Below are 18,296 nucleotides of genomic sequence, written 5' to 3'. Positions count from 1 at the left end.
CCTTATATGACCGCTCGCGATCATATAAAAGTCAGCATGACTGACCTATTTTCGTTTTTCATCCCTGCGAGCCAAACTATTTTGGTTCTCGGGCAGCAAAATAGGTCAGCAGAGCATACCTAACAGCTATCCCCAGATCAGAAGTGCGATCAGGGCCACGCTGCCGACGATGATTCGCCACCACCCGAACAGAGAATAGCCATGCCGGCTCACATAGCCGAGCAACCATCGCACCACGATCAGCGCCGCCACGAAAGCCGCCACAAAACCGATGGCAATTTCGCTCCATGCCGAGGAATCGAGCACATCGCGGTTCTTGTAGAGATCGTAGGCCACCGCGCCGATCATCGTCGGCATCGACAGGAAGAAGGAGAACTCCGCCGCCGCGCGCTTCGACGTGCCGAGCAGCACCGCCCCCACGATCGTCGCGCCGGAGCGTGATACTCCGGGGATCATCGCGAGACACTGGAAGAACCCGATCGCCAGCGACGTGTGAACCGGCAGACGCTCGGCGTCGTCATAGCGCACCGGAACTTTCATCCGATCCACCCAGAGAAGTACGAAACCGCCAAGGATCAGCATGATCGCGATCAGCATCGGCGTCTCGAACAGCACATCCTTGATGAAGCCATGCGCCATGACGCCGATGACCGCGGCGGGAAGAAAGGCGATGAGCACCGAAAGGATCGTGCGCCGGGCGCCCGCGTCATGCGGGGCCGCCCTGAACACCTGCCACAGCCGCCCGGCATAGACCGACAGCAACGCCAGGATCGCGCCAAGCTGGATCACCACCTCGAAACTGCGCCCTGCGGAATGGAAATTCAGGAAATGCCCGGCAAGCAGGAGATGGCCGGTCGAGGATACGGGGATGAACTCGGTCAGCCCCTCGAGAACGCCCAGAATCAGGGCGACGATCGTATTATGCTCCACGGTCCCTCCGGGCCTTCACGGCCCTGTTGTGGCCCTCCCGCGGTCAGGATGTCTTACGCAGGTTACGGGCGCTGCTCTTGATAGCGTCGTATTGGCCGGACGGACGGTAGCGCCACAGGTAATCGGGAAGCACCGCCTCGAAATGCGCGGGGGTTATGCCGAGATCTTCAAAGGTCATCGTCTCCCCCGACACAACGTTGTCGTGGCGGAGGCTGCGGACCTGATCCCGCGTCAGGGTATTATTGGCAAGCAGGCCGCCCGTGACGGTCTGGCCCAGATCCAGCCCTCCCCCCACGACTCCCGCAAGCCAGAAAGGCATGTTCAGGATGGCGCGGCGCCGGTGGATCACGCCGAGCATCTTCTTCATGATGTTGCGGAGCGTATCCGTCTCCGGCCCGCCGAGTTCATAGACCCCCGGCTTCGCCGCCCCGGTCACACCCATGACGGCGGCCTGCGCCACATCATCGACATAGACCGGCTGGAATCGTGTCTCCGCCCCCACCAGCGGCAGGATCGGCCCAAGCCGGGACATGGCGGCGAAGCGGTTGAAGAACGCGTCCTCGTTGCCGAAGATGATCGACGGGCGCAGGATCACCGCATCCGGGAAGGCCGCGAGCACCCGCGCCTCGCCTTCCGCCTTCGTACGGGCATAGTCGCTGCCCCCCTCCCCGGCGCCGAGCGCGGAGATGTGCACGAGACGGGCCACGCCGCCCTTGGCGGCAAGCCGCGCGATACGCTCCGCGCCCTCGACCTGCACGGCGTCGAAAGTATTCGCGCCATCGCGGTTCAGGATGCCGACGCAGTTGACCACGGCCTCCGCCCCGGTCATCGCCGCCTTCACGGAAGCGGCGTCACGGATATTGCAGAACACCGGCTCCACCTGACCCACATAGCCATAGGAGCGCAGGAACAGCGCCTCGTTCGGGCGGCGCACGGCCACGCGGATGCGCCAGCCGTCAGCCGCGAGCCGCTGCGCGATGTAGCGCCCGACAAACCCGGATCCGCCATAGATCGTGACCAGCTTCTGCATGACTGCCTCCGACATCGTCTTGCCCCTGATTACTCCCGCACCGCACCCCGGACAAGCCGCAAACGCGCCCCGGATGCTGCACCGCCGCGCAATCTGAACGGGAAACGAAAAATTCGCACGAGGGCCGTTGACACTCCCCCGCAGCCCCGATACATCGCCCTCCACGACACCGGCCCAGGTGGCGGAATTGGTAGACGCGCACGGTTCAGGTCCGTGTGCCGCAAGGCGTGGAGGTTCGAGTCCTCTCCTGGGCACCACCCCCTCCCCGCGAGGAAAGGTGAGAACGTGGCGATCCATCTTCATCAGGGTGACCTGCCGGACGGAGTTGATCTCGGTCCGGTCGTGGCCATTGATACGGAGACGATGGGGCTTGACCCCCGGCGGGATCGGCTGTGCCTCGTTCAGCTGTCCGCGGGGAACGGCGAGGCGCATCTGGTGCAGATCGGCAAGGGGCAGACCAGCGCCCCGAACCTTCAGCGCATGCTGGCCGATCCGAACGTCCTGAAGCTCTTTCATTTCGGGCGGTTCGACATTGCTGCGCTCTACAATGCGTTCGGCACGCTGACGGCGCCGGTGTACTGCACCAAGATCGCCTCCAAGCTCATCCGCACCTTCACCGACCGGCACGGGCTGAAGTATCTGGTGAGCGAGCTGGTGGGCGTGGACATCTCCAAGCAACAGCAGACGTCCGACTGGGGCGCCGAAACACTGACGCAGGCGCAGCTCGAATATGCCGCATCGGACGTGCTTTACCTGCACCGCCTGCGGGAAGAACTGGACCGTCGGCTCGCGCGGGAAGACCGGACGGAGCTGGCACGGGCCTGTTTTGACTTCCTGCCGACCCGCGCCATCCTCGACCTGAAGGGCTGGGCGGAGCCCGACCTGTTCTCGCACTGACCTCGCAGGACAACAGATGACGGAGGCCGACACTTTCATCCAGACGGGCCGCCGCGTGATCCTGCGCGAAGCGGAGGCGCTTGTCCTGCTCGCGGATACGCTCGGGAGCAGTTTCGCGCGGGCGGTGGAGACGATACTCGCCACCCGCGGGCGGGTGATCGTCTCCGGCATGGGGAAATCCGGCCATGTCGCGCGGAAGATCGCCGCGACGCTTGCCTCCACCGGCACGCCGGCGCATTTCGTCCATCCGGCGGAGGCCAGCCACGGCGACCTCGGCATGATCACGCGGGAGGATGTGGCGCTCGTGCTGTCCAACTCCGGCGAGACGCCGGAACTGGCCGATATCCTCGCCCATACCCGCCGCTTCGACATTCCGCTGATCGGGGTGGCGAGCCGGGCGGAGTCCACGCTGCTGCGGCAATCCGACGTGGCGCTTCTGCTTCCTCCCGCGCCGGAGGCGGGCGGCGAAGGGCTGGTGCCCACCACCTCCACCACCATGACGCTGGCACTGGGAGATGCCCTTGCCATCGCGCTGATGGAACACCGGCATTTCACGGCGGAGAATTTCCGCGTCTTCCATCCCGGCGGCAAGCTCGGCGCGCGGCTGCTGAAGGTGCGCGACCTCATGCACACCGATCTCCCGCTCGTCCCGCGCGACGCGCCCATGTCGGATGCACTCCTGACGATGAGCCGGCTCGGCTTCGGCGTCACCGGGGTGACGGAGGCGGACGGCACCCTCGCCGGCATTATCACCGACGGCGACCTGCGCCGCCACATGGCCGGACTGCTGGACAGGCGCGCGGACCAGGTGATGACCCCTGCCCCCCGCACCATCGGCCCCGACGCGCTGGCGGAGCGCGCGCTGGCGGTGATGCAGGACCGGCGCATCACCGTGCTCTTCGTAGTGGAGCCGGAGGGCAGCCGCAACCCGGTGGGCCTCATCCACATTCAGGACTGCCTCCGCGCGGGCGTGGTGTGAGGCAATGACAGAGGCCGCCGCCGCCCGCGCGACCCGCAGGATCACCTATTCCCGCTTCGTCGCCTGGGCGAAGGTCATCCTGCCTCTCGTGGCGCTCGGCATCCTGTCGACCATCTTCCTGATCTCCCACCGGATCGACCCGAATTCCGGCATTCCCTTTGCAGAGGCCAATCTGGATGTGGAGGCGCTGATCCGCGATCAGCGGATCACCAATCCGACCTATGCCGGGATGACCTCCGACGGCACGATGGTCACCATCGCCGCCTATACCGCCCGGCCCGACCGGGAGGATCCGGGCCATGCGACAGCGGAAAACGTGCTCGCGCGGCTGGAGGAACCGGGCGGCGCGGAGACTGTCGTGACCGCCCCGACGGGGATCGTCGATACAGGCGCCAAGACCCTCCGGCTGAGCGGCGGCGTGGATGTCAACCGGTCCGACGGATACGAGATGCATGCCCCCACCGTCACGGCGCTTCTTGACGTGGGCCAGCTCGACGCCACCGGCCCCGTGGACGGGCGCGGCCCGCTCGGCACGCTGCAGGCCGGGGCGATGCAGGTCTTCCGCCAGAAAACCGGGGGAGACGGCGGAGGCGAAAACTACCGGCTGGTTTTCACCGAAGGCGTGCGGATAGTGTATCAGCCAAAGGCTCCCGAGGAGAGGAAGACCCCATGACCCTTGTCCTGCGCGCGGCTCTCGGCGCGTTACTGCTCCTCCCGCTCGCCCCTCTCCTGAGCCAGCCCGTCCTCGCGCAGGGCGTGGGCCTCCAGTTCAACGAGATGAAGCAGGATCCGGGCCAGCCGGTGGAGATCACCTCCAACCAGCTCGAGGTGGATCAGGCCAAGGGCACTGCGGTCTTTACCGGCGATGTGGTGGTGACGCAGGGCACCACGCGGATGAGCGCCGACCGGGTGGAGGCGACCTATGCCGCGGGAGCGGACGGGGCGGAGGGCGGTATTTCCACCATCCACGCGACCGGCAACGTGCTCATCGCCTCCGGCGACCTTGGCGTTCAGGGGGCGGAGGCCGTCTATACCATGGCTGAGGACCAGATCGTCATGACCGGCAGCGTCGTCGTCACGCAGGCGGGAAGCACGATCACCGGCCAGCGTCTCGTCGTCAATGTGGGCAGCGGCACGGGCCGGATGGAGGGGCGCGTCCGCACCGTCATCCAGTCCGGCAACCCGCCCGGCACCCCATCCCGCCCCTCATCCGGCCGGAGCAACCGCTGATGCGGATGCCCCGCCCCACACCGCCGCAGCCGGCCTCGCCCAGCGGACTTGTCGTGCGTGGCCTGCGCAAGAGCTATGGCAAGCGCACGATCATCCGCGATGTTTCCCTCCACCTCGCCCGCGGGGAGGTGGTCGGGCTGCTCGGTCCGAACGGCTCCGGCAAGACCACCTGTTTCTACGCCATCGCCGGTCTGGTCATGGCCGACGGGGGCGAGGTCATCATCGACGGGCGGGATGCCTCCGGCCTGCCGATGTATCGCCGCGCGCGGCTTGGCATCGGTTATCTGCCGCAGGAGATGTCGATCTTCCGCGGCCTGTCGGTGGAGGACAACATCCTCGCCATTCTGGAGATCTCGGAGAAGCACCGCCACCGCCGCCGCGAACGGCTGGAGGAGCTGCTCTCGGAATTCTCCATCACCCATCTGCGCAATTCGCCCGCGCTCGCCCTGTCGGGTGGGGAGCGTCGGCGGGTGGAGATCGCGCGGAGCCTCGCGGCCAATCCCCGTTACCTGCTGCTGGACGAACCCTTCGCTGGGGTCGATCCGATCTCCATTTCCGATATCCGGGATCTGGTGAAGGATCTGAGCGCGCGGGGCATCGGCGTGCTCATCACCGACCATAACGTACGCGAGACACTGGAAATCGTCGATCGCGCCTATATCCTCCATGATGGAACCGTGCTGATGAGCGGCACGGCGGCAGAGGTGGTCAGCAACCCCGACGTGCGACGCGTCTATCTCGGGGAGGCCTTCACCTACAGCTGAGGGGGCAGACTTGGCCGTGACACCCAGGCTCGGCCTGAAACACCAGCAACGGCTCGCGCTGACGCCGGCACTGCGTCAGTCGATCGGCCTGCTCGCGCTGCCCGCTCTGGGGCTGATGGAGACGCTGGCAGCGGAAGCGGCAGAGAACCCCTTCCTGAGGTTCCGCGCCCGCCGGCAGGAAAGCGGTGGCGCCCTCTATGATCTCGCGCTCGGCACCGTGGCGGCGGTACGCCCTTTGACGGAAGAGCTGACGGCGCAGATCAGCATGAAGGCGCTGCCCCCGACACTCTCGCGCGCGGCATTGACGCTGGCCGCCCATGTCGGGCCGGACGGCTATCTGGAGGGAGAGGCCAGAGCCCTGCTGGCAGCGGCCGGACAATCCGCAGACCTCGCCGAAGCAGCGGTGACCGTGCTGAAGACCTGTGAGCCGACAGGGGTCGGCTCCCGCAGTTTCGCGGAATTCCTCGCCGCGCGGCTGGAAGAAGACGGAATCGACCAGCCGACCGCCCATCGCATAGCCGCGCTTGTCGCCACGCCTGCGGGACGTCTCCGCCAGCGACGCGCGCTCCCGTCCCTCCCCGATCTGCCCCCGCCGCTCCTGAAACGGATCCGTGCCCTTCTGCGGCGCCTGCCGAACGCCCCGGTCGGGGAAGCGTCGCCAGCGCCTTCGGGGCCTGCACTGCCGGACCTGCGCATCGTGCGCCAGAACGACGGAAGCCTTCTCGTGGAGCGGGCACGGTCGTTCACCCTGTCGCTCGACGCGCGGCTTGTGCAGGCGCTTCGCGGCGGGGAGAGCGTCGAGGCGCGGCTCGCGCAGGCGCGCGCGCTGATCGCCGCGGTGGAGTGGCGGCAGGCCACGCTGCTCCGCATCGGGAAAGCGATCCTTGCCCGGCAGGCCGACTTCTTTCATTCCGGTCCCGACGCGCTCCGGCCCCTTACACGGACGACGCTGGCGGAAGAACTGGCCCTGCACCCCTCCACGCTCGGGCGGGCGATCACCGCCAAGTCGCTGATCTTCGGAGGCCGGTTGCTGCCGCTCTCCATGTTCTTCTCCAGCGCGCTTCCCGCCACGGAGGGCGCTGAAAGCACATCTGTGTCGAGCGCCGCCGTCCGGCAGCACCTCCTGCGTCTGATCGCCGCAGAACCGCCCCAGACCCCCCTTTCCGACGCCATGCTGTGCGACCTTCTCCGGGGTCGCGGCGTTGACATTTCCCGGCGAACCGTCGCCAAATACCGCGAGAGCATGCGGATACCGTCCTCAGCGCAGCGCCGCCGTTCGGTGCGCCTGACCCGGATGGAGGAGAGTGACGGGGACCGGGGTAACGACCACGGGGAAATGAACCGGCGCGGCGCGCGCGGGTTTCCCTCTGGAGCCTGAAAGGAGAGACCATGCGCTATCAGATCAGCGGCAAGCAGCTCGACATCGGCGAAGCACTCCAGACGCATGTGCGGACGGAGATCGACGCCCTTGCGCTCAAATATGCGCAGGAGCCGACGGATGCCCTCGTCACATTCTCCCGCAATTCCTATGAGTTCGCCTGCGAGGCGACGCTCCACCTTCCCAGCGGCCTGTCCATTCAGGCCAAGGGAACGGCGACGGAAATCTATGCCGCCTGCGCAGCCTGCACGGAGAAGATGGAAAAGCAGCTTCGCCGTTATCGCCGCCGCCTGAAGGCGCATCAGAGGAACCGCGCGCAGCCGGTTGTCTTTGACGGGGGTTCCTCGTATATCCTCGCCGCGAGTGACGGACCCGAGGATGTCGAACCCGATACGCTGCAACCGATGATCATCGCGGAGATGGAGGCGCGCATACCCTCCGTATCCGTGGGCGAGGCGGTGATGCAGATGGAACTGGCGGGATCGTCTCTTCTGGTCTTTCGAAATGAAGGACACGGCGGCGTGAACGTTGTATATCGTCGCGATGACGGGAATATCGGCTGGATCGACCCGCGTAACACGAGGTAGCGCTGCCTGACCGGCGGCGCCGGACGAAAGAGCTCCATGGATATATCGAGCCTTCTCAAGCCCGGGGCCGTCAAGGTCATCGGTCATCTGACAAGCAAGAAGCGCTTGTTTCAGGAACTCGGCGAAATCGCCGCGGCGGCCTATGATCTGGACGCCGCGTCTGCGACCGACGCGTTGCAGGAGCGGGAAAGCCTTGGCCCGACGGGCGTGGGTCACGGCATTGCCCTGCCCCATGCCCGGCTCGACGGGGTGGACAGGGTGGTCGGCGCTTTCGTCCGGCTGGAGAAACCGCTGGATTTCGACGCGGTGGACCGGCAGCCTGTGGACCTGATCTTCGCGCTCTTTGCCCCGAAGGACAGCGGGGTCGAGCATCTGAAGGCGCTGGCCCTGGTATCCCGCACGATGCGCGACCCGCAGATCTGCGCCAAGCTCCGCGCCAATGTGGATCCGGCCAAGCTGCACGCGATCCTGACCGAAGCACGCCCGGTCGCAGCCGGCTGACGCCTCGGGGAAGAGGCCCGCGCCTCAGTGCAAACTCGCTGGAAACAATGAAAAGGCCGCTCTTTCCGAGCGGCCTTTTGTTTTGGGCTCCCGGGTCCGGTGCCGGGAAGGTTTCGGGAGCCGCGACAGATCGGTGCGGCAACCCCGCCGCTTACTGTGCCGCCTTCTGGACCGGAACGATCTCGTTCAGATAATCGGCGAATTCGTCATGCAGCTCTTCCCGGGCCAGCCCGAATGCGACGGTGGCCTGAAGGAAGCCCGCCTTGGAGCCGCAATCGAACCGCTGGCCACGGAAGCGGAAACCATAGACGTTGCCGGATTCGGTGATCTCGCGGGCAATGGCATCGGTGAGCTGAATTTCCCCGCCCGCGCCTTCCTTCTTCTCGTTGAGATGCTGCATGACCTTGGGTTGCAGGATGTAGCGGCCGATCACGGCGAGGTTCGACGGAGCCTCCCCCTTCTTAGGCTTCTCCACCATGCCCTTCGCCCTTACCAGCGAGCCCATGTCATCGGCGATGTCGAGCACGCCGTAGGAGGATGCCTTTTCAGGCAGCACTTCCATCGCCGCGACGATGTTGCCGCCGGTTTCGGCATAGGCTTCCACCATCTGCTGCAGGCAGGGCCGCTCCGCCGCGATCACGTCATCGGGCAGGATAACCGCGAAGGGTTCATCGCCGACGAGGTTGCGCGCGCACCACACCGCATGGCCGAGGCCGAGCGCCTTGTGCTGGCGGATATAGGCGATCTCACCGGAATCCATGTAGGTGGACTGAAGGATTTCCAGCAGGTCGGTCTTGCCCGACTTGCGGAGCGAATTCTCAAGCTCGGGCGCGTTGTCGAAGTAGTCCTCGAGCGCGCTCTTGCCCTTGGAGGTGACAAAAATGAACTCTTCAATCCCCGCGGCCCGCGCCTCGTCGATCGCATACTGGATCAGCGGACGATCAACGAGGGTCATGATCTCCTTCGGCACGGATTTGGTCGCGGGGAGGAACCGCGTTCCCAAGCCCGCGACGGGGAAAATGGCCTTGGTAACCTTGGTCTTCATTCGGGTCTCCGAACTGTGGCGTTCAGCGCCGGCCAATTCCGACGCGACTACACCAACACTATAGCGCATTCTGTGACGGGACGACGCAGTTATGCATGCGCGGAAAGATAGTAGCATCCAAACGCCGCTTTGCCACAAAAGTTGCTGACAATTTAGGCAAGATGTTGCCTATCCTGCACGGACAACTCCCGTCCGCCGGGCCAGCATCGCTTCTATCTTGGCAACATCCTCCGGGTTGTTGAGCTCCCAGAACTCCATCCCGCGCGCCGCCACCTCGACGCAAAGCACCGCACGGCCGTTCTCCAGAAACCGGAGCTGCTCCAGCCCTTCGAGCGTCTCCAGCGCGCCGATCTCCCAGCCGGGATAGGCCGCCAGCGCCTCAGGCCGATAGGCATAGACGCCCACATGGTGAAAGACCGGAGTCGCGTCCTGCGGCTCATAGGCTTGAGAGGTAAAGGGAATCACCTCCTTGGAGAAGTAGAGCCCCCTCCCCCCCGCGCCAAAGACCGCGGTCGTGCCGCCCACCCGGCCCGCGCGGCGATCGGCCAGCAGCCCTTCCAGCATCGCGCCATCGCAGCGCAGGACCGGTGTCGCGATCTCCGCCTCCGGCGCCTGTTTCAGACCGGCGATCAGGTCTTCCACAAACCAATGGGGTGTGAGCGGCGCATCCCCCTGCAGGTTGACGACGATGTCGTAGCCACCGCCCAGCGCCGCATGTGCCGCAGCGCAGCGTTCGGTGCCGTTCCGGCAGGTATCGGGGGTCATCACGACCTCCGCTCCGAAGGCCTCCGCCGCTGCGCTGATCCGGTCGTCATCCGTGGCGACCACCACCCGGTCGATGCCGCCCACAGCGATTGCCGCCTCCCATGACCGCTGGATCAGCGTGCGGGGCACCCCGTCCGGCCCAGTCAGCGGGACAAGCGGCTTTCCCGGATAGCGGGTGGAGGCGTAGCGGGCTGGAATGACGATGAGCGTCTTCATGGACACCTCAGGCTGGAAGGAGGGCGACGCCCGGAGCGTAGGCGACAAAGGTCGGATTGCGAAACGCCGGCTTGCCATATGTCAGCGGAGAGAGGTCGTCGAGACGCGCCACCTCCCCCCCCGCGGCACGGAGAACGGCATCCCCCGCCGCCGTATCCCATTCCATCGTCGGGCCGAGCCGCGGATAGAGATCCGCCTCCCCCGCCGCGACGAGGCAGAATTTCAGCGAAGACCCCGCGGCCTCCGACGCGGCAACCCTGTAGCGCGCGATATACTCCTCCGTCGCCGCATCCCTGTGGGACTTGGAGGCGACGACGATCAGCGCGTCATTGTCGGGCCTGCGCACCTGCAGCCGGCGGAGCGGGCCAGGGCGCGGGCCGAACGGCCCCTTCTCCTCCACCGCGCGGCCTGCGGCGTCGGTGTAGAAGAGCCGCTCCCGCGCCGGGGCATAGACCACGCCGCGAACGGGCCGGCCCTCCTCCACCAGAGCGATGTTCACGGTGAAATCCGCCCGCCTGCGCACGAATTCCTTTGTCCCGTCCAGCGGATCGACGATGAGGAAGGTCCGCGCCTGCGCTGCGTGGGTCGCGGCCTGCTCCTCCGTCACCAGCGGCAGCTCCGGGAAGGCAGCGCGCAGCCCTTCGGAGATCACACGGTCGGCGGCGAGATCGGCCAGCGTTACCGGACTCTCGTCGGCCTTGGCCCGTGTGCCGAGCGTCCCGCTGTCATAGATCGCGAGGATCTCCCGCCCCGCCGCAAGGGCAAGGTCGCGAAAGACACGCTCGATCAGGTCGAAGTCCATGGCGTCTCACTCCTCCGCTCCGCGTCTGATAGCGCCGCGGAGCCATGCGGGGCAAGCAGGCAGATGACGAAGTCCTGCGAAAAAACGCCAGCAAACACAAGGAGACACGGCAGCGCGCCCTGCCCCCTCATAGGGTCAGTGTCGCGGGAGCAAACCGGCAGGCGGGCCGGAGATGGGGCGGCGTGGCACGCCGTTTCAGGGCGTCATCCATGCCGGGTTGATGTCAGGAACAGTCGGGTGCGCCTTCAGTGGACTACAACCTCCTTCTCGGCGACCCGGAATGTCAGGTGCCGATGACGCGGCGCGGCGCGGCGCGCAGACGCCGGACGTGCTCCACGGCGCTGGCGAAGGGCGTCTTGCCGAAATGACGGTCGGCTGGGCGGATGACCGCGCGCTGAGCGTGGTGATGCCAGACGCTCGGACCCGACAGGAGGGCCGCGAAGACGGGGGCAGACGGGCGGGTCCAGCAGGCAGCAAGGACGGCCAGCAAAGACGGGCGGAGAGAAGGGCGGCCATACAGTCGGCCCCGACAAGACCGCGACAGGACCGCGACAGGCGCGGGAAGCATTGCCCACCCGGCCCCGGGCGCGCTACTCCCTCTTCCGACAGCAGGAGGTCGCCCATGCCCACAGATCCCGTAGCCCTCACCGCCGAACTGATCCGCTGCCCCTCCGTCACTCCGGAGGAAGGCGGCGCGCTCCTCCTCATGGAACGGGTGCTGACGGAGGCCGGGTTCGCCTGCACACGGGTGGACCGTAACGGCATCGCCAACCTGTTCGCCCGCTGGGGCAAGAGCGGAAACGGGCGGAGCTTCGGCTTCAACGGGCATACCGACGTGGTCCCCGCAGGCGAAGGCTGGAGCCATGACCCCTTCGGGGGGGAAGTGGTCGGCCCGGAGATCTGGGGACGCGGCGCGACCGACATGAAATCGGGCGTCGCCGCCTTCGTCGCAGCGGCCATCGACTTCGTGCAGGAGACGCCGCCCGACGGCTCCATCGTCATCACGCTGACGGGGGACGAGGAAGGCGACGGCGTGGACGGGACCACCGCGATCCTCGACTGGATGGAGGCGCAGGGCGAGCGGATGGATGTCTGCCTCGTCGGCGAGCCCACCTGCCCGGAGCGGCTGGGCGACATGATGAAGATCGGACGGAGGGGTTCCATGAGCGCCTTTCTGACCGCAGAGGGCGTGCAGGGCCATTCCGCCTATCCGCACCGCGCGAGGAACCCGCTGACCGGCCTCGTCCGGCTGCTCGACCGGCTGGCGAGCCACAGGCTCGATACCGGAACCGATCATTTCGACGCCTCCACCCTCGCCATCACCACCGTGGATACGGGCAACAAGGCCACCAACGTGATCCCGGCCGAGGCGCGGGCGACGGTCAACATCCGCTTCAACGACACCCACAGCTCGCAAAGCCTCACCGACTGGATCCGGCAGGAGGCCGACCGGGTGACAGCGGAAACCGGCATCACCTTCGGGATGCGCACCAAGGTCTCGGGAGAAGCCTTCCTGACGCCGCCCGGTCCGCTCTCCGGCCTCATTGCCCGCGCGGTGGAGGCGGAGACGGGCATCACCCCCGCGCTCTCCACCACCGGGGGCACGTCGGACGCGCGTTTCGTGCGCCGCCATTGCCCCGTGGTGGAATTCGGGCTAGTCGGCAAGACGATGCACCAGGTGGACGAACGGGTGGAGATCGCGCAGATCCTGGGCCTGAAGGCGATCTATGCCCGCATCCTGCGGGACTATTTCGCCTGAGGCTTCTGCGGGAGCCGTGAAAATGCGGCAAACCCGCCGCCCCCGCCGCCGGTTTCCCGGATGACCGGACCCGCAGCCTGTGGTAGGGCGTGTGCATGAACCCGCTGCCCTCCAAATCCCAGATCCTTGAGTGGATCGCCGCACATCCCGGCCTTTCGGCCAAGCGCGACATCGCGAAAGCCTTCAACGTGAAGGGCGATCAGCGGGTCGAGCTGAAACGCATCCTGAAAGAGCTGGAGACGGAAGGGCAGCTCGAGCGGAAACGGAGCCGCTACCGCGATGCGGAGAAGCTGCCCCCGGTCTCCGTTCTGGAGGTGCTGAAGCCCGACGGCAACGGCGACCTTTTCGCCCGAGCGCTGGAATGGCAGGGCGACGGGCCGGAGCCGCGCATCCTCATGGTGCTGCGCAAGACCGATCCCGCGATCGGCCCCGGCGACCGCATCCTTGCCCGCGTGGTGGAGGCAGGGGCGGAGGACCATCATTACGAGGCCCGCCTGATCCGCAAGATCGGCAGCAACCCGCGCCGCATCCTCGGCGTCTTCCGCAAGGAAACGGAGGGCGGGCGCATCGTGCCCATCGACAAGGGCGCCGACCGCGACTGGCGCGTGGCCGCAACCGCCACGCAGGGCGCACAGGATGGCGAGCTGGTGGAGGCCGAACAGCTTGGCCACCGCGCCCGCATGGGTCTGCCGCAGGCGCGCGTCATCGAACGGCTCGGCGACCCCTCGGCTCCGAAGGCCGTCTCGCTCATCGCGATCCATCAGCACGGCATCCGCGACGCCTTCCCCGACAGCGTGATCGCCGAGGCCGATGCGATGAAACCCGCGACCGCGCGCGGCCGGGACGATCTGCGCGACATCCCCCTCGTCACCATCGACCCCGCCGATGCCCGCGACCATGACGATGCGGTCTATGCGGAGCCGGACAGCGATGAAGGCAACCCCGGCGGCCATATCGTCTGGGTAGCCATCGCGGATGTGGCGCATTACGTGAAACCCGGCTCCGCGCTGGACCGTGAGGCGCGGGAGCGCGGCAATTCCACCTACTTCCCCGACCGCGTGGTGCCCATGCTGCCGGACAGGCTGTCGGGCGACCTCTGCTCGCTCCACGAAGGGGTTGCGCGCCCCTGCATCGCCGTTCGCATGCGGCTCGACGCGGAGGGCAACAAGATCAGCCACCGTTTCGTGCGGGGCTTCATGCGCTCCGCCGCGTCGCTGACCTATGAGCAGGTGCAGGCCGCTCAGGACGGGGCGCCTGATGCACAGGCGGAACCGCTGCTGGACCGCGTGATCCGCCCGCTTTACGCCGCCTATGCCGCCGCCAGCGCCGCGCGGGCGCGCCGTCAGCCGCTGGACCTCGACCTGCCGGAGCGGCGGATCATCCTGACGGAAGACGGCCGCGTCGCCTCCGTCGCCTTCCGGGACCGGCTGGACGCGCACAAGCTCATCGAGGAGTTCATGATCCTCGCCAATGTCGCCGCGGCGGAGGAATTGATCCAGCGCCGCCGTCCCCTGCTGTTCCGCGTGCACGAGGAGCCTTCGCCCGAGAAGCTCGACGCGCTCCGCGAAGTGGCGGAGGCTTCCGGCTTCACGCTGGCCAAGGGACAGGTGCTTCAGACCCGGCATCTCAACAACCTGCTCGCACAGGCGGAGGGGACTTCGTTCGACCAGCTTCTGAACATCTCCACCCTCCGGTCGATGACGCAGGCCTATTACCACCCGGAGAATTTCGGCCATTTCGGGCTGGCGCTGCGGTCCTACGCGCATTTCACCTCGCCGATCCGGCGCTATTCCGACCTCATCGTCCATCGCGCGCTGATCTCGGCCCATGGCTGGGGGAAGGACGGTCTGACCCCCGCCGATATCGAGGGGCTGGAGGCCACGGCGGAGCATATCTCGGAGACGGAGCGCCGCTCCATGGCGGCGGAGCGGGACACGACGGACCGCTACCTTGCCGCCTATCTGTCCGAGCGGGTGGGCAATGAATTCGCGGGCCGCATCGCCGGCATCACCCGTTTCGGCGTCTTCGTCCGACTGGATGAGACAGGGGCGGACGGGCTGATCCCCATCCGCGCGCTGGGGCATGAGTATTTCCATTTCGACGCCGACAGCCAGACGCTGATGGGCGATCAGACCGGCCTCACGCTCTCGCTCGGGCAGCGCGTCACCGTCCGGCTGGCGGAGGCCGTGCCAGTGACCGGCGGGCTGGTGCTGGACCTGCTGACGCTGGAGGACAACGAGCTGCCGCGCGGCCCGCGGGCGGGGGGCCGTCCCGGCGGGCGGCGCACGGGGGCGCCCAAGGGGCGCAAGCCCGGCCCGGCCAAGGCGCGCAAGGACGCAACCTCCCGCAAGCTCACCCGGCGCAAGCGGGAAAGATAGGACGAAAGTTTCACCTGCGACCACCGCGACGCTTTGCAGATCGGTCTTCCGTTGCTACCATCGGCGCAACAAAAAGAATATCGAGCAGGTGACAGTATGCGCAATTCCTTGACCGCCTTCGCGGTGGCTGGCCTCGTCGCACTTCCGGCCTGCGGGTCGTCCGACTGGGTATCGCGGTCCTCCGCGGAAACGCGTGATTTCCCCCGCGCGCCCGTTGCGGTGCAGGCCCTGAACATGGTGGAGGATCAGGGCTTCGACAGCTGGCTCTCCGGCTTCCGGGGTCGGGCGACGGCTCAGGGGATATCGCCCCGGACCTTTGACACCGCCTTCGCGGGCGTGGGCTACGTGCCGGAAGTGATCCAGCGCGACCGTAATCAGGCCGAGTTCACGCGCGCCATCTGGCAATATCTGGACAGCGCCGTCTCCGACACGCGGATCGAGAACGGGCGCAAGGCGCTGGCCGAGAACCGCCGCGTGCTGGACGAGATCGAGGCCCGCTACGGTGTGGAGCGTGAGGTGGTCGTCGCGGTCTGGGGCATGGAAAGCTCCTATGGCAGCCACCGGGGAACCATGCCGGTGATTCCTTCGCTTGCCACCCTGGCCTATGACGGACGGCGCGGCGCGTTCTTCGAACAGCAACTCGTCGCCGCGCTGAAGATCATTCAGGCAGGCGATGTCGATGCCCGGCACATGACCGGCTCCTGGGCCGGGGCGATGGGCCACACGCAGTTCATCCCGACAAGCTACCTGCTCTACGCCGTGGATTTCCATGGTGACGGCAAGCGGGACATCTGGTCCGACGACCCCTCGGACGCGCTCGCTTCCACCGCCGCCTATCTGGCGCGCTCCGGCTGGACGCGCGGCCAGCCCTGGGGGGTGGAGGTGGTGCTTCCTGCCGGGTTCAACCATTCTCTCGCGGGCAAGGGTACGCGCAAGAGTGTCGCGGAATGGTCCTCCCTGGGCATCCGCTCCGCCGATGGCACGAGGCTACGGGATGGCGCGGCGTCCGTGCTCCAGCCTGCCGGGGCAAGTGGCCCCGCCTTTCTGATCTTCAACAATTTCCGCGCCATCTCGCGCTACAACGCCGCCGACAGCTATGTGATGGGTGTCGGCCATCTTTCCGACCGGCTGAAGGGCGGCGGCCCCTTCCTTACCGCCTGGCCCAGAACGGACCGGGCGCTTACCCAATCGGAGAGAACGGAACTGCAGCAACGCCTCGCCCGTGCCGGTTTCGATCCCGGGAGCGCGGATGGCAAAATCGGCCCCGACACGATTGCCGCCATCCGGGGCTATCAGGTCGCGAGCGGCATGACACCGGACGGCTATCCTTCCTACGATCTGCTCAATCGTCTGCGCTGACGGTCTCCATGAGGGGAGTTTCACGCCCGCGCCCGCTTTGGTGCCTGCCCTCGCGGTGCAGGATCACTCCGTGGCGGGCTACCTCCGCAGGATGGAAAGCAGGGAGGCCGCGCTCCCCTGCCCCCGCAAAAGGGCGAGCGCCCCCGCGCCGGGTGCGTTTTGCGATGCTCCCGATTGAAGATCGGACATCAGGAGGAAGCGGCGGATCAGCGCTTCGGACTGGTCAGGATCGGCGAACTGCTTGATGGTACTCTGGCCAAGTGTGTTCTGCGCCCGGCTCTTCATCGTTCGCAGTTGCAGGTCTATGTCGAGAGCGCCGAAACTCGCCGGTAAGGCAAACGCCCGTTCGAAAACGGTACGCAACGGCTTCGACCCCAGCACCGCATACCAAAGAGTGTTGTCCGATCCGGGTCGCTCCGCCAGTTTCTCCAATTCACGCTGCGCATTCATCGCCAGTCGCATGTCGTCGTTGCTTTCCCCCACTGCCGCTTCAAACGCACGTGTCTTGTATGCAGAGAGGATGGCATCCGCGAAACCCTCCCTCTGCGTGAAAGGCGGCTCCTCGGTAAAGGAAAAAGTCGATGCCATCTCGGCATAGGCTTTGTTGGAAAGCCGATTGGCGAGCGCGGTTCGTTCGTTGACACCGTCTTCCAGTACTTTTCGGATGAAGTACTTGTTACCAATGTCATCACCCAGACCAAAGGCGCCAAGCGCAACCTGAAGCAGGCGCCGGTCCGCGACCAGCTCCTCCGCGCTGGAAATTCCGCTGATGCGTTCTCTGAAATAGGCTTCGTCGCGCTGCATTTTAGCGGAAGCGACGAAAGTTTCCTTCTGCGCTTCCGCAGTACGCTGAAGAAACCGCCATCCGGCATATCCACCGACGGGAATGACGGGACCGAAGCTCATGGTTCTGCCAGAAGTCGCGCTTCCCTGGGCAACAACCCGCGAAGCGTTTTAAGAGCCGCATAGTATTGATGTGCGACGACACTCTGCCGCGCCTGTGACAACAACAGCCGGCTGGCAGCATCCGCCATGACATCATCAAGTTGATCTATCGCCGCCAAAAGATCGGCACATGTCGCCTGTTCCGTCGCATCGCCGGACAGAACCAGCTGCGCCATATAACAGGCCCGACGGACGGGTGTTGTCGCCTCTCGGGGATGAAGCGCATCGCGGAGGCGAAGAATATGGACCCCGGGAGTGATGATCGAAAAGCGCGATCGTCTATCGCCATTTTCAATCACGGCCCCGTTGACGAGCAGCCTCTCTCCCGGAGCAAGTTTGAGAACCAGCCCGCTCAAGAGCCCGTCCCCCGTTGCCGGAGTCCTGCCATGACAGCCATATTGATCTCGATCAGCGCTTCCACTTCGGCAGTGCCGTTCAATACACGATCACTCTGAACCCGCACGAACTCCGCGAGATAGAAGATCTGCGCTCGGAGCGCGGCGGGCAATCCATTGCGCTGGCTCGCGACATCCGTCGCCAATACGGTCCACAGTCTGCGATTGTCGTGAAGCCCCTGGACGAGAGCCGGGAAACCAGCCCGACCGCCAGCCACGGCCGCACGGAGTTGCCGTGTCGCCCTTGCAAAGGCCTCGTATTCCATATCGCGCTCCGTTCCCAGCATAGGCTCGGTTCGCGCGTAGGCGCTTCGCGCCTTCTCGATTGCGTTCAAG

Annotated in this window: 19 protein-coding genes and 1 tRNA gene; 12 read left to right on the top strand and 8 right to left on the bottom strand. The window is 66.1% G+C overall.

The features are described 5' to 3' along the window. Positions 1-126: 126 nt before the first annotated feature. Together CDV49_RS12510 and CDV49_RS12505 are read right to left on the bottom strand one after the other, a co-directional pair. Positions 127-930 carry an undecaprenyl-diphosphate phosphatase gene (locus CDV49_RS12510; protein ID WP_088215766.1) on the bottom strand — a complete coding sequence of 268 codons (804 nt, stop codon included), beginning with the start codon at positions 928-930 and terminating at the stop codon, positions 127-129. A gap of 43 nt (positions 931-973) precedes the next feature. Next, on the bottom strand, positions 974-1,960 hold the full coding sequence (locus CDV49_RS12505; protein ID WP_088215765.1) for a complex I NDUFA9 subunit family protein: 987 nt from the start codon (positions 1,958-1,960) through the stop codon (positions 974-976). A 172-nt stretch (positions 1,961-2,132) separates the two neighbouring features. On the opposite strand from CDV49_RS12505, the gene CDV49_RS12500 reads away from it, so the two are divergent. From CDV49_RS12500 to CDV49_RS12460, 9 genes are all read left to right on the top strand, one after another. Beyond that, positions 2,133-2,217: transfer RNA gene (locus tag CDV49_RS12500), tRNA-Leu, on the top strand. 28 nt (positions 2,218-2,245) lie between these two features. Then, positions 2,246-2,857, top strand: coding sequence for a ribonuclease D (locus CDV49_RS12495; protein ID WP_088215764.1), 612 nt, complete (start codon positions 2,246-2,248; stop codon positions 2,855-2,857). Positions 2,858-2,873: 16 nt separating this feature from the next. Further along, positions 2,874-3,836 carry a KpsF/GutQ family sugar-phosphate isomerase gene (locus CDV49_RS12490; protein WP_088215763.1) on the top strand — a complete coding sequence of 321 codons (963 nt, stop codon included), beginning with the start codon at positions 2,874-2,876 and terminating at the stop codon, positions 3,834-3,836. 4 nt (positions 3,837-3,840) lie between these two features. After that, the gene (gene lptC / locus CDV49_RS12485) at positions 3,841-4,509 is read left to right on the top strand and encodes an LPS export ABC transporter periplasmic protein LptC (RefSeq protein WP_088215762.1); all 669 of its coding nucleotides are present in this window, start codon (positions 3,841-3,843) and stop codon (positions 4,507-4,509) included. Continuing rightward, positions 4,506-5,066, top strand: coding sequence for a lipopolysaccharide transport periplasmic protein LptA (gene lptA, locus CDV49_RS12480; protein ID WP_088215761.1), 561 nt, complete (start codon positions 4,506-4,508; stop codon positions 5,064-5,066). The genes lptC and lptA overlap by 4 nt, the downstream gene beginning before the upstream one ends. A gap of 5 nt (positions 5,067-5,071) precedes the next feature. Then, a complete protein-coding gene (lptB, locus tag CDV49_RS12475; protein WP_088215855.1) occupies positions 5,072-5,830 on the top strand; it encodes an LPS export ABC transporter ATP-binding protein in 759 nt (252 codons plus the stop codon). Positions 5,831-5,846: 16 nt separating this feature from the next. Beyond that, positions 5,847-7,208: an RNA polymerase factor sigma-54 gene (locus CDV49_RS12470; protein WP_256947336.1), complete on the top strand. Its 1,362-nt coding sequence runs from the start codon at positions 5,847-5,849 to the stop codon at positions 7,206-7,208. An 11-nt stretch (positions 7,209-7,219) separates the two neighbouring features. Continuing rightward, complete coding sequence (gene hpf, locus CDV49_RS12465; protein WP_088215759.1) at positions 7,220-7,795, top strand: ribosome hibernation-promoting factor, HPF/YfiA family; 576 nt, start codon at positions 7,220-7,222, stop codon at positions 7,793-7,795. Positions 7,796-7,831: 36 nt separating this feature from the next. Then, complete coding sequence (locus CDV49_RS12460; RefSeq protein WP_035742686.1) at positions 7,832-8,296, top strand: PTS sugar transporter subunit IIA; 465 nt, start codon at positions 7,832-7,834, stop codon at positions 8,294-8,296. A 151-nt stretch (positions 8,297-8,447) separates the two neighbouring features. Here CDV49_RS12460 and galU read toward each other — a convergent pair whose 3' ends face one another. From galU to cysQ, 3 genes are all read right to left on the bottom strand, one after another. Beyond that, positions 8,448-9,341, bottom strand: coding sequence for a UTP--glucose-1-phosphate uridylyltransferase GalU (galU, locus tag CDV49_RS12455; protein ID WP_088215758.1), 894 nt, complete (start codon positions 9,339-9,341; stop codon positions 8,448-8,450). Positions 9,342-9,509: 168 nt separating this feature from the next. Continuing rightward, positions 9,510-10,322, bottom strand: a complete 813-nt coding sequence (locus CDV49_RS12450; RefSeq protein ID WP_088215757.1) for a 3-deoxy-manno-octulosonate cytidylyltransferase — start codon at positions 10,320-10,322, stop codon at positions 9,510-9,512. Positions 10,323-10,329: 7 nt separating this feature from the next. Beyond that, entirely contained in the window at positions 10,330-11,124 is a 795-nt protein-coding gene (cysQ, locus tag CDV49_RS12445) for a 3'(2'),5'-bisphosphate nucleotidase CysQ (protein ID WP_088215756.1), read from the bottom strand. Positions 11,125-11,746: 622 nt separating this feature from the next. Between cysQ and dapE the strand changes: the two genes are divergently transcribed. The 3 genes from dapE to CDV49_RS12430 all read left to right on the top strand — a co-directional run bounded on the left by dapE (position 11,747) and on the right by CDV49_RS12430 (position 16,620). Then, on the top strand, positions 11,747-12,883 hold the full coding sequence (dapE, locus tag CDV49_RS12440) for a succinyl-diaminopimelate desuccinylase (protein WP_088215755.1): 1,137 nt from the start codon (positions 11,747-11,749) through the stop codon (positions 12,881-12,883). A 95-nt stretch (positions 12,884-12,978) separates the two neighbouring features. Then, positions 12,979-15,261 (top strand): ribonuclease R, encoded by a 2,283-nt coding sequence (gene rnr / locus CDV49_RS12435; protein WP_088215754.1) that lies wholly within the window; start codon positions 12,979-12,981, stop codon positions 15,259-15,261. Between the two features lie 96 nt (positions 15,262-15,357). Next, positions 15,358-16,620, top strand: a complete 1,263-nt coding sequence (locus tag CDV49_RS12430) for a lytic murein transglycosylase (RefSeq protein ID WP_088215753.1) — start codon at positions 15,358-15,360, stop codon at positions 16,618-16,620. Positions 16,621-16,698: 78 nt separating this feature from the next. On the opposite strand, the gene CDV49_RS12425 is transcribed toward CDV49_RS12430, so the two are convergent. Genes CDV49_RS12425 through flaF form a run of 3 tightly spaced genes read right to left on the bottom strand, consistent with a single transcriptional unit; the run spans position 16,699 to position 18,295 of the window. After that, positions 16,699-17,526 carry a DUF1217 domain-containing protein gene (locus tag CDV49_RS12425; RefSeq protein WP_088215752.1) on the bottom strand — a complete coding sequence of 276 codons (828 nt, stop codon included), beginning with the start codon at positions 17,524-17,526 and terminating at the stop codon, positions 16,699-16,701. Continuing rightward, positions 17,523-17,921, bottom strand: coding sequence for a flagellar biosynthesis repressor FlbT (flbT, locus tag CDV49_RS12420; protein ID WP_088215751.1), 399 nt, complete (start codon positions 17,919-17,921; stop codon positions 17,523-17,525). Before flbT ends, CDV49_RS12425 begins: the two co-directional genes overlap by 4 nt. After that, positions 17,918-18,295 carry a flagellar biosynthesis regulator FlaF gene (gene flaF / locus CDV49_RS12415; protein ID WP_088215750.1) on the bottom strand — a complete coding sequence of 126 codons (378 nt, stop codon included), beginning with the start codon at positions 18,293-18,295 and terminating at the stop codon, positions 17,918-17,920. Before flaF ends, flbT begins: the two co-directional genes overlap by 4 nt. Position 18,296: the final 1 nt, after the last annotated feature.

This window comes from Haematobacter genomosp. 1 (assembly GCF_002196855.1).
Taxonomy (GTDB): Bacteria; Pseudomonadota; Alphaproteobacteria; order Rhodobacterales; family Rhodobacteraceae; genus Haematobacter.
This window is presented reverse-complemented; position numbering and strand designations above follow the sequence as displayed.

Bases quoted from the DNA above. Each gene is read 5' to 3' on its own strand.
- galU (WP_088215758.1), bottom strand. From the start codon at position 9,341: ATGAAGACCAAGGTTACCAAGGCCATTTTCCCCGTCGCGGGCTTGGGA.
- lptB (WP_088215855.1), top strand. From the start codon at position 5,072: ATGCCCCGCCCCACACCGCCGCAGCCGGCCTCGCCCAGCGGACTTGTC.
- CDV49_RS12460 (WP_035742686.1), top strand. From the start codon at position 7,832: ATGGATATATCGAGCCTTCTCAAGCCCGGGGCCGTCAAGGTCATCGGT.
- dapE (WP_088215755.1), top strand. From the start codon at position 11,747: ATGCCCACAGATCCCGTAGCCCTCACCGCCGAACTGATCCGCTGCCCC.
- CDV49_RS12490 (WP_088215763.1), top strand. From the start codon at position 2,874: ATGACGGAGGCCGACACTTTCATCCAGACGGGCCGCCGCGTGATCCTG.
- lptA (WP_088215761.1), top strand. From the start codon at position 4,506: ATGACCCTTGTCCTGCGCGCGGCTCTCGGCGCGTTACTGCTCCTCCCG.
- CDV49_RS12505 (WP_088215765.1), bottom strand. From the start codon at position 1,960: ATGCAGAAGCTGGTCACGATCTATGGCGGATCCGGGTTTGTCGGGCGC.
- rnr (WP_088215754.1), top strand. From the start codon at position 12,979: ATGAACCCGCTGCCCTCCAAATCCCAGATCCTTGAGTGGATCGCCGCA.
- CDV49_RS12450 (WP_088215757.1), bottom strand. From the start codon at position 10,322: ATGAAGACGCTCATCGTCATTCCAGCCCGCTACGCCTCCACCCGCTAT.
- CDV49_RS12425 (WP_088215752.1), bottom strand. From the start codon at position 17,526: ATGAGCTTCGGTCCCGTCATTCCCGTCGGTGGATATGCCGGATGGCGG.
- lptC (WP_088215762.1), top strand. From the start codon at position 3,841: ATGACAGAGGCCGCCGCCGCCCGCGCGACCCGCAGGATCACCTATTCC.
- cysQ (WP_088215756.1), bottom strand. From the start codon at position 11,124: ATGGACTTCGACCTGATCGAGCGTGTCTTTCGCGACCTTGCCCTTGCG.
- CDV49_RS12430 (WP_088215753.1), top strand. From the start codon at position 15,358: ATGCGCAATTCCTTGACCGCCTTCGCGGTGGCTGGCCTCGTCGCACTT.
- hpf (WP_088215759.1), top strand. From the start codon at position 7,220: ATGCGCTATCAGATCAGCGGCAAGCAGCTCGACATCGGCGAAGCACTC.